Source organism: Paracoccus sp. N5 (assembly GCF_000371965.1).
Taxonomy (GTDB): Bacteria; Pseudomonadota; Alphaproteobacteria; order Rhodobacterales; family Rhodobacteraceae; genus Paracoccus.
On sequence record NZ_AQUO01000002.1, the window covers coordinates 815,754 to 830,518 of the forward strand.

11 protein-coding genes are annotated in these 14,765 nt (G+C 68.9%); 2 read left to right on the forward strand and 9 right to left on the reverse strand.

Annotated elements, in window-relative coordinates; all coding sequences use genetic code 11:
* Positions 1-10 precede the first annotated feature (10 nt).
* Positions 11-496: a pyridoxamine 5'-phosphate oxidase family protein gene (locus PARN5_RS0118280; RefSeq protein ID WP_018001221.1), complete on the forward strand. Its 486-nt coding sequence runs from the start codon at positions 11-13 to the stop codon at positions 494-496.
* A 39-nt stretch (positions 497-535) separates the two neighbouring features.
* On the opposite strand, the gene PARN5_RS0118285 is transcribed toward PARN5_RS0118280, so the two are convergent.
* Together PARN5_RS0118285 and PARN5_RS0118290 are read right to left on the reverse strand one after the other, a co-directional pair.
* The gene (locus PARN5_RS0118285) at positions 536-2,830 is read right to left on the reverse strand and encodes a hypothetical protein (RefSeq protein ID WP_018001222.1); all 2,295 of its coding nucleotides are present in this window, start codon (positions 2,828-2,830) and stop codon (positions 536-538) included.
* A gap of 139 nt (positions 2,831-2,969) precedes the next feature.
* Positions 2,970-4,562: a lysine--tRNA ligase gene (locus PARN5_RS0118290; RefSeq protein WP_018001223.1), complete on the reverse strand. Its 1,593-nt coding sequence runs from the start codon at positions 4,560-4,562 to the stop codon at positions 2,970-2,972.
* A gap of 88 nt (positions 4,563-4,650) precedes the next feature.
* On the opposite strand from PARN5_RS0118290, the gene PARN5_RS0118295 reads away from it, so the two are divergent.
* Complete coding sequence (locus PARN5_RS0118295; RefSeq protein ID WP_018001224.1) at positions 4,651-5,073, forward strand: tellurite resistance TerB family protein; 423 nt, start codon at positions 4,651-4,653, stop codon at positions 5,071-5,073.
* 52 nt (positions 5,074-5,125) lie between these two features.
* Here the strand turns inward: PARN5_RS0118295 and PARN5_RS0118300 are convergent, their stop codons facing one another.
* From PARN5_RS0118300 to PARN5_RS0118330, 7 genes are all read right to left on the reverse strand, one after another.
* Positions 5,126-6,514: a D-alanyl-D-alanine carboxypeptidase gene (locus PARN5_RS0118300; RefSeq protein WP_018001225.1), complete on the reverse strand. Its 1,389-nt coding sequence runs from the start codon at positions 6,512-6,514 to the stop codon at positions 5,126-5,128.
* Positions 6,511-7,116, reverse strand: a complete 606-nt coding sequence (locus PARN5_RS0118305) for a nicotinate-nucleotide adenylyltransferase (protein ID WP_018001226.1) — start codon at positions 7,114-7,116, stop codon at positions 6,511-6,513. Before PARN5_RS0118305 ends, PARN5_RS0118300 begins: the two co-directional genes overlap by 4 nt.
* Positions 7,116-8,783 carry a formate--tetrahydrofolate ligase gene (locus tag PARN5_RS0118310; protein WP_018001227.1) on the reverse strand — a complete coding sequence of 556 codons (1,668 nt, stop codon included), beginning with the start codon at positions 8,781-8,783 and terminating at the stop codon, positions 7,116-7,118. Before PARN5_RS0118310 ends, PARN5_RS0118305 begins: the two co-directional genes overlap by 1 nt.
* 51 nt (positions 8,784-8,834) lie before the next feature.
* On the reverse strand, positions 8,835-9,971 hold the full coding sequence (locus PARN5_RS0118315) for an OpgC domain-containing protein (protein WP_018001228.1): 1,137 nt from the start codon (positions 9,969-9,971) through the stop codon (positions 8,835-8,837).
* On the reverse strand, positions 9,968-12,145 hold the full coding sequence (gene mdoH, locus PARN5_RS0118320) for a glucans biosynthesis glucosyltransferase MdoH (protein WP_018001229.1): 2,178 nt from the start codon (positions 12,143-12,145) through the stop codon (positions 9,968-9,970). The genes PARN5_RS0118315 and mdoH overlap by 4 nt, the downstream gene beginning before the upstream one ends.
* Positions 12,142-13,725, reverse strand: coding sequence for a glucan biosynthesis protein G (locus PARN5_RS0118325; RefSeq protein ID WP_018001230.1), 1,584 nt, complete (start codon positions 13,723-13,725; stop codon positions 12,142-12,144). The genes mdoH and PARN5_RS0118325 overlap by 4 nt, the downstream gene beginning before the upstream one ends.
* 186 nt (positions 13,726-13,911) lie before the next feature.
* Complete coding sequence (locus PARN5_RS0118330; RefSeq protein ID WP_026155552.1) at positions 13,912-14,763, reverse strand: hypothetical protein; 852 nt, start codon at positions 14,761-14,763, stop codon at positions 13,912-13,914.
* Positions 14,764-14,765 lie beyond the last annotated feature (2 nt).

A 14,765-nucleotide genomic window follows, 5' to 3' on the forward strand; every position in this document is an offset into this window, starting at 1 on the left:
TCATCCGGCCATGACACAGGATCCGATTCGCCAGACCACCGACGACGCCCGCGCCATGGCCCGCGACTTGCTGGCCCAGGCGCGCCACGCCAGCCTCGGCACGCTCGACCCCGAAACCGGCGCGCCGCTGGTGACGCGCATCGCGCTGCAGACCGATGCCGACGGCGCGCCGCTGGCGCTGCTCTCGGGCCTCGCGGCGCATAGCCGCGCGATCGCCGCCGATCCGCGTGTCGGCCTGATGCTGGTGGCCGAAGCGGCCAAGGGCGACGCCATGACCCATGCCCGGCTGTCGATCCTGGGCCGCGCCCGGCCCGCCCCGGCGGACGAGGCGCGCCGGGCGCTGTGGCTGGCGCGCGACCCCAAGGCCAAGGTCTATCTCGACCTGCCCGACTTCCGCTTCTGGCGCATCGAGCCGCTCTCAGGGCTCCTCAACGCCGGCTTCGGCCAGGCCTTCCGGCTCGGGCCCGCCGACATGCTGAAACCCCCGGCGGAGTGATCCGCCGGAGGCCTCGGGAGAACCCTTTTCCAGAAAACCCTAGTCCGGGTTGTCCATCCGCGCCCGGATGCTGACCGAGCCCCGCGCCGCCGCGTTCCAGTTCAGCGCGATCTGGCGCTGGTTCGCCGACAGCTGCGTCTGCACCCAGGGCATCTCGCTGATCCGGGCATTGGCGGCATTGGTGATGGCGCTGGTCGCGACCACGGATTGCACGTTGCGCACCCAGCCGTTGAACGGCAGCGCCTTGTCCACCGTGATCACCCAGCGGTTCGAGGCCGTGGCCTGGCTGTGGCTGATGTCGACCGGATTGGCGACATAGGTGTTCACGCCGTTGAACATATTGCCCTGGAACTGGATATTGCGCATGCGCTGGTAGTTCAGGTCGGCAAAGGTGGTGTCGACCTTGTCGATGCGGGTGATCTTGTTGTTCAGCGACTTGAACACATTGCCCATCACCGCCAGCCCGTGGATGAAATGCCCGGTGCCATAGGGCTTCACCACCAGCCAGTTGAAGCCCAGCGTGGTGTTCGAGGCCAGGAAGGTGTTGCCGGTGATGGTCAGCCCGCCGAAGGAATATTCGTCGCCCAGGAAATCCGGCGCCGCGTCGTGCTCGTTGGTCCATTCGATCGAGCAATTGTCGATGTAATTGCCGGTGATCGTCGCCTGCACATTGGTCTGGGTCAGGATCAGCCCGCCGAAGCGCACGCCGTTCTGGGCATTGTCGCCCTGGAACCAGTGGTTGCCCTCGATCATGTGGCCGCCGCCGTTCATCACCGCGAAATGCGCGAAGCGGATGAAGCGGCTGTGGCGGATCTTGGTGTCGTTGTTGTTGATGTTGATGGCGATGCTCTTGCGGTTCTGCGCCAGGTCGCCCATCTCGTTCGACAGGAACTCGCAGCGGTCCACCAGCATGCCCTGGCAGCCGGTGCCGATCGAGGTGATGCCGCGATCCCTGGGCCGGGTGAAATAGCAGTCGCGGATGCAGTTCATCGTGCCGGTCTTGGCCAGCATGATGCCGCTGGCATTGCCCTCCAGCAGGAATTCGATGTCGTCGAAGTTGAAGCGGCTGAGCTGCTCCATGCCCGAGAAATCCAGCGCATAGCGATAGCGCTCGAACGTATAGGTCCGGGTGCCCGGACCACCGTAAAGCGGATTGGACAGCGTCAGCGTGCCCTGGGCCACGTTCTTCTCGCGCACATAGACCTCGCGCCCGACGCCGTTGCCGATGACGCGCGAGCCGATCTCGATATTGGCGACATTGGCGACGCCCGACAGCGTCAGCGACTGGTTGACGGCATAGGTCGCGACCGAGGTGACGCTGCCCGTGTCCCAGGCCGGGCCCGCCACAATGGCGATCTGGCCGTTCGCGATCACCCGGCGGTTGGCGAAGCTGGTCATGCCCGGCACGGCATCGGTGATGACCAGCGGCTCGGTCAGGTGGACGACGCGGCCGCACAGGTTCAGGACCGCATGGTCGGTAAAGCCCAGCAGCGCCTGAAGCCCGCGCTTCAGCCCCTCGGTCTCGTCGCCGAAGGCCGAGGCATAGCTTGGAAAGTCGAAGCTGCGCGTCAGCGCCAGCCGGGCCGCGCGCGGCATCTTCAGCGTGCCGGTGAAGCGGATCGGCGAGGCGATGCTCAGGTCCGAGCCGATGTAGAACACGCCGGCCGGCACCAGGATGCCGCGTCCGGCCGCAGCCTGGTCGGCGGCGACGAAGGCGGCGCGGTCGTCCGCCGTGCCATTGCCGATGGCGCCGAAATCGCGCACGTCGACCCAGTCCAGCATGTCGGGCACGAAGGCCGCCGTCACATCCTCGATGACGATGCTCTCGATGCGGATCGAGCCGTTGTTGTCGCCGATCAGGTCCAGGCCGAAATGGCCGAAGACCGCATTGCGCCCCCAGGCCATGTCGACGCCGTCACGGCGCCCGGTGCCGACCACGGCCGCGACCTCGACCACCTGGCCATAGCCCGGCAGCGTCACCGCCGGCCCGGTCTGGGTCACGCCGGCGACATTGGTGCCGGCGGCATTGCCGGCAAAGCCCGCGATGCGCACCTGCGGCAGGTTGCCGGCGATGGCCTTGACCCGGGCCGAGATGCGCAGATAGCTGCCGGGGTTGATCGGCGTGCGCTGCATGTAGCGCAGCGATGTCACCGTCTCCTGCTTCAGGATCTCGAGGCAGCTGCCGAAATCCTCGTCCGCCGGGACCAGCGCGGCATTGGCCGCCCCCGCCCAGGTCGGAGAGCCCGCCCGCCCGTCGGTCTGGGACCACTGATTCAGTCCCAGCCGGAAGGCGCGCGGCATCAGCGACTGGTTCCCGATAATCGCAATGGTCATGCCAATTCTCCCTAATCCAGATCAAGCGAGGCGGATGCCCGCGCGGTCTGTTCAGAATTTGGCAATCCCGCGTTAACCAGTCGTTAACCCGCCGCGCGCGGCAACGCCGCTACGCGCAACGGGCATTTTCAAAGCCGGATCAGGCGCTTGCCGGGGCGGCAAGCGCGCCGGCCAGCGCCCGCTCGATCAGGGCGCGGGTTTCCGCGACGCCGTAAAGCGCGATGAAGCCGCCGAAGCGCGGCCCCTGGTCGGCGCCCAGCAGCACCTGGTAGAGCGCCTGGAACCAGTCCTTCATCGGCTCGAACCCGTGCTCGCGGCCGATGGCGAAGACCATGGTCTGCAGCGCCTCGGCATCGGCGGGCTGCTCCCAGGCCGCCAGCCGGCCGGCCAGGTCCTCCAGCGCCCGGCGCTCGACCTCGGAAGGCTGGCGGAACACCCGCGTCGGCGCCACGAAATCGTTGAAGTAACGCACGGCGAATTCCGCCGCCGCATCCAGCGTCGGATTGGTCTCGGGGCTGGCCTCGGGCGCATAGCGGCGGATGAAGCCCCACAGCCCCGACTTGTCCTTGGCCCCGGCGACCGAGGCGAGGTTCAAGAGCATCTGGAACGGCACCACCATGTCGCTGGCCGGCACATTGCCGCCATGGATGTGCCAGACCGGGTTCGCCAGCTGCTGCTCGGGCGTCTGGTCGGGCCAGGCGCGCAGCTGCTGGTGGTATTCGTCCACCGCCTTGGGGATGACGTCGAAATACATCCGCTTGGCGGTCTTGGGCTTCTGGAACATGAAATAGCTCAGGCTCTCGGTCGCCGCATAGGTCAGCCATTCGTCGATCGACAGGCCGTTGCCCTTGGACTTGCTGATCTTCTGGCCGTGCTGGTCCAGGAACAGCTCATAGGTGAAATGCTCGGGCGGCCGCCCGCCCAGGATCTTGCAGATGCCGTCATAGATCGGCGTATTGGTGGAATGGTCCTTGCCATACATCTCGAAATCCACGTCCAGCGCCGCCCAGCGGGCGCCGAAATCCGGCTTCCATTGCAGCTTCACATGGCCGCCGGTGACCGGCAGGGTCAGCTCCTGCCCGTCCTCGTCGTCGAAGGTCACGGTGCCGGCCTTGGCATCGACATGCTTGATCGGCACGTAAAGCACCTTGCCGGTCTTGGGGCTGATCGGCAGGAAGCAGGAATAGGTCTGCTGGCGCTCCTCGCGCAGGGACGCCAGCATGACCTCCATGATGGCGTCGTATTTCTCGGCCGCCTTCAGCAGCGTGGCGTCGAACTGGCCCGACTTGTAGAATTCGGTCGCGCTGATGAATTCATATTCGAAGCCGAAGGTGTCGAGGAACCGGCGCAGCATGGCGTTGTTATGGCCGCCGAAACTGTCGTATTCGCCGAACGGGTCCGGCACGGTGGTCAGCGGCTCCTGCAGGTGCTGGCGCAGCATCTCCTGCTGCGGCACGTTCTCGGGCACCTTGCGCATGCCGTCCATGTCGTCCGAGAAACAGAACAGCCGCGTCGGGATGTCCGAGATCATCTCGAAGGCCCGGCGGATCATCGTGGTGCGCGCCACCTCGCCGAAGGTGCCGATATGCGGCAGGCCCGAGGGGCCGTAGCCGGTCTCGAACAGCACATAGCCCTTGTCCGGGTCCTTCTTCTCATAGCGTTTCAGCACGCGGCGGGCCTCCTCGAAGGGCCAGGCCTTGGATTTCATCGCGGCATCACGCAGGGCGGTCATGGTCGGGTCTCCGGTGGCTAAGGCTTCCCCCGTATTGAAACGGGCCGGAATGGTCAATAATTTCGCCGGGCAGCCACGGAGATTTGCCATGACCGACAATGTTCCCTCGTTCTCGCCCTGCGACGCGCTGGTCGCGGTGATGGTGGGGGTCTCGGCCTCGGACCAGAACCCGCGCACCGCCGAGCTTCTCGCCATCGAGCGGGCGGTGAACCATACGCCGGTCTTCGCCAATTACGACATCGACCGCATCCGCGCCGTATCGCAGACCGTGCTGAGCCTGTTCGAGGAAGAGGACGGGCTGGACGCGCTCTTCGGCCTGGTGCGCGAGGCGCTGCCGCAGAAGATGTTCGACACCGCCTATGTGCTGGCCTGCGACGTGGCGGCATCCGACGGCCGGCTGGGCGAGATCGAGGCCGAGATGCTAGCCGAGATCCGCGACCAGCTGGAAATCGACCGGCTGCATGCCGGCGCCATCGAGCTGGCGGCCCGGGCGCGGCATCGCCTTTTGTGACGCGCCCCGGCCGGCGGCGCGGTCGGCATGGGTATTTGCAGAACGAAGAAGATCAGGCGCCGGCGCACCAATGCTCGATCAGCGCCTGTTGCAGGCGCTTGGCGCGCCTGGTCCAGGCCATGACGCCCTCGGGCAGCTCCTGGCCCTGGGTGGCGGCGCGGCGCGCCTCGTCGCCGGTCAGGATGGCGAAGGCCAGTTCGCGCCCGCCCGTGCGCTGCGCATAGCCGGCAAGGTTCGAGACGAAGTTCAGCGTGCCGGTCTTGGCCGCGATGGCGATGTCGCCGGGCTGCTTCCTGCCCTTGGCGTCGCGCAGCGGGATCGGCTTCATCAGCGGCTTGAGCCCGCCCGCGGCGCCGGGGCCGGCGACCAGCCGGGCCATGGTCCGCGCCGTGACCCGGTTCCGGGGCGACAGGCCGGAATGGTCGTGGAAGCTGAAGCCGGTCTCGATTCCCTGCCCGCGCAGCCAGTCCGCCATGGCGGCGGCCGAGGCCGGGATGTCGCCGGCGCCGCTGGCGGCCAGGCCGATGGTCTCGGCGGTCAGGTTGGTCGAATATTCCATCATGTCGTGGATGATGTCCTGCAGCGGCTGGCTCTCGTGCCGGGCGATCTCGGCGCCCTCGGGCAGAAGCTCGATGACCTCGGGCGTGGGCAGCACCAGCCCGCGGGCCCGGCACAGGGTCTGGAACACGTCGCCGGCGTAAAGCTCGGGCCGGCGCACCGGCAGCCAGCGGCTGCCCGACTTGCCAAGGCTGGCGCGGGCGATGGTCCAGCTTTCCAACTTGCCGGATTCATAGGTAAAGAGCGGCAGCCTGCGCTCGACCGCCGCGATCGAGGCGGTATAGGCACGCGGCGACAGCCGTCGTCCCCGCGCCTGCAACGACAGCCGATAGCCCTTGTCGCCGCGCCGCCAGTCCAGATGCACGCGGTTGAAATTCAGGATCATCCCCGAAACCGAGGGGTTGTAGGGCAGATGCGCGTCCTGAGCCGGGTCCAGCCGGTCGATGCGCGGCAGCGCCCCGCCCCAGACCGCGAAATGCTGCGGCGCGCCGCGTCCCGCCGCCTGTTCGGCGGCGACGGTGGCGACGGCGAGCTCGTCCAGCGCGTCGGTGTCCAGAACCGGGTCGCCGCCGCCGGCCAGGATCAGCATCTCGCCCGCGCGGATCACGCGGGTGGCGAAGCGATGCGCCGGTCCCAGCCGGTCCAGCGCGTAAAGCGCGGTGACCGATTTCAGCGTGCTGGCCGGGGCCATCGCCAGGTCGGCCTGCCGCTCGGCCAGCAGCGCGCCGGTCGCGGTGTCGATCACCGCGAAACCGACTGCGCCGCCCAGCTCCGCACCGGCGATCAGCGCCTCGACGGGGTCGGCGGCGGCTTGCGCCAGACGCGGCGCCAGCGCCACCAGGCCGAGCCCGGCCAGGACCTGGCGCCTGAGCAATGCGGTCATGCGGCCTCCTTGCGTTTGCTGGCCCGGATCGCCGAAGAGCTGAGCTTGCTCAGCGGCACGTTGATCATCGCCCAGGCCGGCGGGGCGGCATCGGCCAGGTGGCGCGCCTGGTCCTCGGGCAGGCGCGCGCGCCACAGCATCCGCGCCGCGCGCGAGAACCGCGCCGGCATGCGCCAGCCCGGCCGGGCGATCACCCCGATCGGAACCCGCGCGGCGATGTCCTGCCACTGGTCCCAGCGGTCGAATTGCGCCAGGTTGTCGGCACCCATCAGCCAGACGAAGCGCACGCCCGGATAAAGCCGCTGCAGGCCCGCGATGGTGTCCCGCGTCATGCGGGTGCCGAGCCGCGCCTCGATGTCGGTGATCTCGACCCGCGGATGGGCCATGATGCCCCGCGCCGCCGCGATGCGGTGCGCGAGCGGCGCCGGGCCATGGGCCTTCAGCGGATTGCCGGGACTGACCAGCCACCAGATCCGGTCGAGACCGAAGCGGCGCAGCGCCGCCTCGGTGATATGAACATGCCCCTCATGCGCCGGGTCGAAGGATCCGCCCAGAAGGCCGATCCGCATGCCGGCGCGCGCGAGGGGCAGTCCGGCCCGCATCAGAACAGACCCTGCACCTGGCGCTGGGCATCAAGGCCGATGCGCAGCGCCGCCGGCTCGCGCGGCAGGCCGGGCATGGTCATGATGTCGCCGCAGATCGCCACGACGAAGCCCGCGCCGGCCGCCAGCCGCACCTCGCGCACCGGGATGGTAAAGCCCTCGGGCGCGCCGAGCGCCGTCGGATCGGCGGAAAAGGAATATTGCGTCTTGGCCATGCAGACCGGCAGATGGCCATGGCCGGCCGCCTGCCATTCGCTCAGCCGTTCCAGGATATGCGGCAGGAACTCGACCGCCTCGGCGCGATAGATGCGCTTGCAGACGGTCTCGATCTTGTCGCGAAGGGCCATGGCGTCGGGATAGAGCGGCGCGAAATCGGCGCCGGCCTCGGCCATCTCGACCACGGCGCGGGCCAGCTCCTCGGCGCCGGCGCCGCCCTCGGCCCAATGCTTGCAGAGCACCGCCCGCACGCCATGCTCGGCGCAATAATCCTGCAGCGCGGCGACCTCGGCCCCGGTGTCGGTGGTGAAGTGGTTGATCGCCACCACCACCGGCAGGCCGTAGCCGCGCAGGTTCTCGATATGGCGACCAAGGTTCGCGCAGCCGTCGCGCAGCGCCGCGACGTTTTCGGCCCCGAGCTCGGCGCGGGTGACGCCGCCGTTCATCTTCAGCGCCCGCACCGTCGCGACCAGCACCACCGCCTCGGGCTCCAGCCCGGCCAGCCGGCACTTGATGTCAAGGAACTTCTCGGCCCCCAGATCGGCGCCGAAGCCGGCCTCGGTCACCACGTAATCCGACAGCGCCAGCGCCGTGCGGGTGGCCATGACCGAATTGCAGCCATGGGCGATATTGGCAAAGGGGCCGCCATGGACCAGCGCCGGATTGTTTTCCAGCGTCTGCACCAGGTTCGGTTGCAGCGCGTCGCGCAGCAGCACCGTCATGGCGCCGTCGGCGCCGATGTCGCGGGCGGTGATCGGCTGGCGCTCGATGGTATAGCCGATGACGATGCGGCCCAGCCTGTCCTGCAGATCCTCGAGATCGCGCGAAAGGCACAGGATCGCCATCACCTCCGAGGCCACGGTGATGTCGAAGCCGGTCTCGCGCGGATAGCCGTTGGCCGGGCCGCCAAGCGCGATGACCATCTGCCGCAGCACCCGGTCGTTCATGTCCATGACCCGGCGCCAGGTGATGCGGCGCGGGTCGATGCGCAGCGCATTGCCCCAATAGATGTGGTTGTCGATCATCGCCGACAGCAGGTTGTGGGCGCTGGTCACGGCGTGGAAATCGCCGGTGAAATGCAGGTTCATGTCCTCCATCGGCACGATCTGGGCCATGCCGCCGCCGGCGGCCCCACCCTTCATGCCGAAGTTCGGACCCAGGCTCGCCTCGCGGATGCAGATGGTGGCGCGCTGGCCGATGCGGTTCAGCGCATCGCCCAGGCCGACCGTGGTCGTGGTCTTGCCCTCGCCCGCGGGGGTCGGGTTGATCGCCGTCACCAGCACCAGCCGGCCCAGCGGCCGGTCGGCCAGCCCGCGGATGCAGTCATGGCTGATCTTGGCCTTGTCATGGCCATAGGGCAGGATGTCCCGCTCGCCCAGTCCAAGCCGGGCTGCGATCTTGCCGATAGGCTGCTTCTTCGCCGCGCGGGCGATCTCGATATCCGATTTCATCTTTCCCTCCATGACCCCCGCGCGCCAAATTGCGGGGCGCAGGGCCATGCGTCAATCCAACCGAAGTCGCGCCCGCAGCGGCGGCACCCAGGCCTCGCGCCGCATCCAGACCGCCGCGATGGCCCAGAAGGCGACGATCAGCCACAGGTCGATCGCAAGCCGCAGCCAGAACCAGGCCGCGCCCCCCTGCGGCACGGTCATGTCCAGCGCGTCGCCCCAGATCGAGAAGAGCACGCAGACGATGAACGAGAAAAGCCCGCCGCGGCCGATCTCGGCCAGCGCCTCGCCCGGCGCGGTGCCGGCCATCCAGGCGAAGGGCCGCGCCAGCGGCACCGCCACCAGCCAGCTTGCGGCCAGGATCGCGATCAGCCGCGCGAAATCCAGCGACCATTTGTCGATGCCGCCGGTCAGCGAGCGGATGAAATCCGTCACCGGCTTGGCCGGAGGCCCGATGCGCCAGGCCATGACCGTGGTCAGACTGAACAGCATCACCGCGACCGACAGCACGGTCAGCAGCCCGGCATGGCGGCGCAGCACCGGCATGATGCGGTCGCGGAACGCGCCCATGGCGACGCCGGCAAAGAACAGCAGCTGCCAGCCGAAGGGGTTGAACAGCAGCCCCGGCCCCGGCCTCTGGTTCGGGATCAGCGCGTTCAGCGGCTCGGCGAACCACCAGACCGCGACCGAGACGGCCAGCGCCAGCCAGGGCATGCGCAGCATGAAGGGCACGGTCAGCGGCACGGTGGCGATCAGCAGCACGTAAAGCGCCAGCACGTCCAGCAGGTTCGGCTGCATCCACATCAGCGCCACGGTGGCGACATATCCGATGGGATGCTCGAAGATCCAGCGCGCGTATTGGAACCAGACCGCCGTGTGGTTCATGTGCAGCTTGAACAGCAGCGCCGAGAACAGCGCCAGCAGCACCGCCCCGGCGATCAGCGCCAGCCAGACCTGGGCCGAGCGGCGCAGGAAGCGCAGCTGTGCCGTGCGGCGGCCCTGGCGCGCCTCGACCTTGACCCAGACCATGCCGACCAGGAAGCCCGACAGCAGCACGAACAGCTCGGCCGCGTCGAAGACGGCGAAATTCGTCAGCGTGACATTGCGCAGCAGCCCGATGGGCATGTGATCCAGCATGATGCAGACCAGCGCATAGCCGCGCAGCATGTCGAGAGCCGCGATGCGTTTCATTCTGCGGGCAGGCTTGCGAAGGCTTCGATCAGGGCGCGGTTCTCGACCAGCGCCAGGGTCTCGGCCGGGCTCAGGAAGCGCAGCGCCTGCGCCTGGCTGGTGGCATGGCCGATCTTGGCCTCGGCCGCGATCGCGTCCAGCCGCTCGGCCGCGGGGCCGCACGGGGCCTCGGGCAGCAGCGCCAGCATCCGCGCCCGCAGCGCCGGGTCGTCGCCCAGGGCGGCGATGCCCCGCGTCGGCAGTCTGGCGGCGATGCGGAAGTCCAGCGCATTGGCGGCGGTCAGCAGTTCGGGCGGCTCGCGTTCCTCGGGGGTGACCAGCAGGCCTTGGCGCCGGGCCCAGCGGCCGAAGACCGGGCTTGCCGACCAGCGCGAGGTCAGCGGCGACAGGATCAGCCCGGCCAGGATCGGCGACAGCCAGACCAGCTGCCAGGGCGACAGGATCGCCAGCACCACCAGCGTGCCGACGCCCGCCACGACATGGATGGCATGACGGCGCAGCACGACGTGCCAGGGCGGCATCTGCCCGGCGCGGACCTGCGCCTCCCAGCCGGAATCGCGGCCGCGCAGGATCTCGAAGATCTGCCGGGTCTGGATCAGCATCTGCACCGGCGCGATCAGCGCCGAAAGCACCATCTCGAATAGGCCCGAGCCCAAGAGCCGCACGCTGCCGCCCGAGTTGCGGGCCAGGGGCCGCAGCCAGGCGCGGAAGATGGCGATGAACTTCGGCACCAGCAGGAAGGACATGGCGGCGATGAACAGCCACAGCATGCGCACCGGGTCGAAGGTCGGCCAGGTCGGGAACAGCTGATAGGTCTGCGGGAAGTAATCCGGCCGCGACAGCAGCACATTGGCCGACAGCGCCAGCCCGACCAGGATCATCGCCAGCCAGATCGGCGACATCAGGAAACCCAGGATGCCGATGGTGAAATGCACCCGGCTGATCCAGGCAAACCCGCGCGAGAAGATGATGCGGGCATGTTGCAGGTTGCCCTGCGCCCAGCGGCGCTCGCGCACGGCCATGTCCAGCAGCGTGGGCGGGCTGCCCTCGAAGCTTTGGCGCAGGTCGTGGTCCAGCCGCACCTTCCAGCCGGCGCGGCGCAGCAGCGCGGCCTCGACGAAATCATGCGACAGGACATGGCCGCCGAAGGGCGGCTTGCCCGGCAGCTCCGGCAGGCCGCAGCATTGCGCGAAGGCGGGCACGCGGATGATGGCGTTATGGCCCCAGAAATTGCCGCTGTCGCCCGACCAGGCCGAGACGCCGCGCGCGATGGCCGGGCCATAGATGCGGCCGGCGAACTGGGTCAGCCGGGCAAAGATAGTCTGGCCGCCGACCAGCATCGGCATGGTCTGGATCAGCCCCACGGCGGGATCGGCGTTCATCCGTGCCGACAGCGCCTTGATGGTCGCCGCGCCGACCACGCTGTCGGCGTCCAGCACCACCATCTGGTCATAGCGCCCGCCCCAGCGGCGCACGAATTCGCCGACATTGCCGGCCTTGCGGCCCTTGTTGTCGCGCCGGCGCCGATACCAGACCGGCACCGGCGAGATGTCGCGCAGGCGGCTGACGGCGGCCATCTCGGCCAGCACCGCATCCGGGTCGCGGCTGTCGGAGAGCACGAAGATCTCGGCCCGCTGGCCCAGGCCCACGCGGTAGAGGTCGCGCGCCAGCGCCGCGAGCAGCCCCGCGGTCGCCGCCGCGTCCTCGTTATAGACCGGCATGACCACGGCGATGCGGGCCTCGTTCGGGCCGTCGGGCGTGCGCGGCCGGCGCGCGAAGACGCCGGCGATCATCGAGGTCAGGAAGAAGCCGACCCAGGTGAAGGTGATCGCGAACAGCACCAGCAGCACCGATTGCAGGAAGGTCATCGAGGTGCCAAAGGCCAGCACCATCTGCTTCCAGCCATACCAGGCGATGGCCGCGGCGCCGCCAAAGGCCACGATCCGCGCCGCGATGGTGCCCAGCCCGGGCCAGCGGCTGTCCGGCCCCAGCGGCGGGCGGGCGCGGAAATCCTGCTCGGGCATGTCCAGCGGCGCCTCGGGCGGCGTCGCCGGGCCGTCGGCCTGCGGCAGGTCCAGCGCCTCCCAGCTGTCCTCGGCCGCAAGCGGCAGGGTTTCGGGCGGGCTGGCCGGCGCGGCGGCCGGCTGGCTGCGGGTATCGGTCACGTCGGTCACTCGCGGGTCCAGCGCGCAATCCAGGTTTCGCTGAGCGGCCCCTCGGGACCGTTCAGCACCGCCGAGAGATCGGCCAGCTTGGCGCCCTCGGGCACGTATTCGAACGCCAGCCGCATCCGGCGCTGTTCCGGCAGCCGCAGCAGATAGCTGTGCCCGATCCGCCCGGCCGAGGCGCGCACCGCCGGCACCGGATCCTCGGCGCCGAACAGGCCAAGGTCGAAATCGACGATATAGGTGCGGGCGTTCGGATCGTTGATCGCCTTGCCCGACATGGTCTCGATGACGCGCGAAATCGGCGCGCTGTCAGGCACTTCCGAGGCAAAGCTCAGAATATAGTTGAAGTCGTAGCGGTTGCCGGTGACCAAGGTGTCCGCCGGCTGCCAGAAGCTGACGATATTGTCGTTGAACTCGTTCTCGACCGGGATCTCGATCAGGTTGACGGTGCCCTTGCCCCAGCCGTCCTGCGGTGCGATCCAGCCCGAGGGCCGGCGCTCGTAGCGCGCCTCGGCGTCCTTGTAGCTCTCGAAGTCGCGCGCCCGCTGCGCCAGGCCGAAGCCCAGCGGGTTGTTGTCCATGAAGGCCGAGGTCTGCAGCGTCGAATGCCCCGACAGCACCCGCCACAGCCGCTGCTCGTCGCCGGTCAGCATCTGCAAGCCGTCGCTGTCATGCACCGCCGGACGATAGTCGTCGACGCGCGAGCGGTCGGTCGGCCCGAACCAGTACATCGAGGTCAGGGGCGCGATGCCGATGTTCTTCATGTCGCTGCGCGGGAACAGCGAGACACGGGTGTCGAAGACCGTCTCGGCGCCCGGGGTGATGCGGAACTCGAAGGCGCCCGAGACCGACTTGCTGTCCAGAAGCGCGTGGATCAGCACCGAGCGGTCCTGGTCGCCCGGCTTGTGGATCCAATAGCCGCGGAACAGCGGGAATTCCTCGCCCTCGGGGCTGCCGGTGCCGATGGCCAGGCCGCGCGCCGAAAGCCCGTAGAGCGTGCCGCGCGCCACGGCGCGGAAATAGCTCGCGCCCTGGAAGACCGCGACCTCGTCCATGACGTCGGGCCGGTTCAGCGGCGTGCGGATGCGAAAGCCCGACCAGCCCATGTCGCCCAGCGTCTCGTAATCCACCCCGTCCGGGAACTGCGCCGGGTCGAAGTCGAACATATGCGGGTCGAACTTGACCGGGATCACCACGCCATTGTCGACCAGGCTGATGTCCACCGGCTCGTGGAAGATCGAGCCGGGCGGCAGCAGGTCCAGCGCGAAATCGCGGCTGCCGACCCAGGGGTCGCGGTCGCGGCGGAAGCGGATGCCGCGATACTGGTCATAGGTCAGGTTGCCGAAGGTGCCGATCAATTCGGCATCGCGATATTCATAGGGCTTGCTGGCCAGGTCCTTGGCCATGGCCGCCACATCCTCGAAATCGAAGGGCTTGGGCGGCGCGGCATCGGCCGGTTCGGTCTGCGGTTCGGGCGTGGCCGTCTCGGGGCCTTCCTGCGCCAGCGCCGCGCCCAGCGAGGACGACAGCGCGCCGACCGCCGTCATGGCGGCCCCGGCAGAGATGACAAAATCGCGACGACGCATCGACCATCCTCATTCTTCGGGCGCGAAGGCCCAGAAATTCCGAGCGGATTTCGCATTGCCGCGCGGATCAGGCAAGCCTTTTCGCGTCAGGTGGCAACCACTTGCCGAGAGTTGCGGGAAAATCGTCGCAGAAAGGGCCGCGCAGGTCAAATGCCCGCGCGGCCCCTTGGGTTTCATGGCACTGGATCAGCGCGCGATCTCGCGCAGCACCCGGCCCTGCGGGTTCAGCTCCAGCAGCACCGGCTCGCCCTCGGGATTATGGGCCTGGGCGGTGATGCGGGGACCGTCCTGGGCGATCTCGCCCAGTTGCGTATAGCCGGCCGAGGTCAGCGCCTGGCGCAGCGCCTCAGGCGCGATCGCCGCGCGCTCGGGCGCGTCGCCGGCCGGCCGAGGCGCGTCGGGACCGCGCCCCTCGCGGCGGTCGTGATCCCGCTTGCCGCCCCAGTCGCGGTCGTGGTCACGGTCGCGGTCGCCGCGCCGGTCGTCATGGCGCTTGCCGTGGTCGCGGCCGCGATCCTTGCGGTCGTGATCGTCGTCGCCGCGGCCAAAGCGCAGCAGCGTGCCGTCCTCGGCAAAGGCGGCGCGGATGCGGTTCTTCTCGGCGTCCTGGCCGGCCAGCATCACGCCGCGCTCGCTGGTGAAGACCGCGCGCAGGCTGCCCAGTTCGGCAAAGACCGCGTTGTCGCGCACCGCCTGCGGCACCAGTTGCTCGACCAGCGGCTGCGGCAGCGCCGCGTCGCCTTGGGCCTTGACGCCGCGCAGCGCGCCCTCGGCGGTCAGCATGGCCTGGATCTGGCTGCCGTCGGGCAGCTTGCCCTCGACGCGGCTGCCGCCGCGCGGGCCGCGCCTGGTCGTGACATCGGTCAGCCCGGCGTCCTGCAGCACCTTCGGCAGGGCGGAAGCCTGGGCCTGGGCCGCCTGCGTCTCGGCCACCGGAGGCGTCGGCGCGGCGGGGGCGGCATCCTGCGCCAGCACCGGGCCGGCCAGCAGTGCCAGCACGGCGGTCAGCGCGAGGGGGGTGCGGAATGTTCTGCTCATTT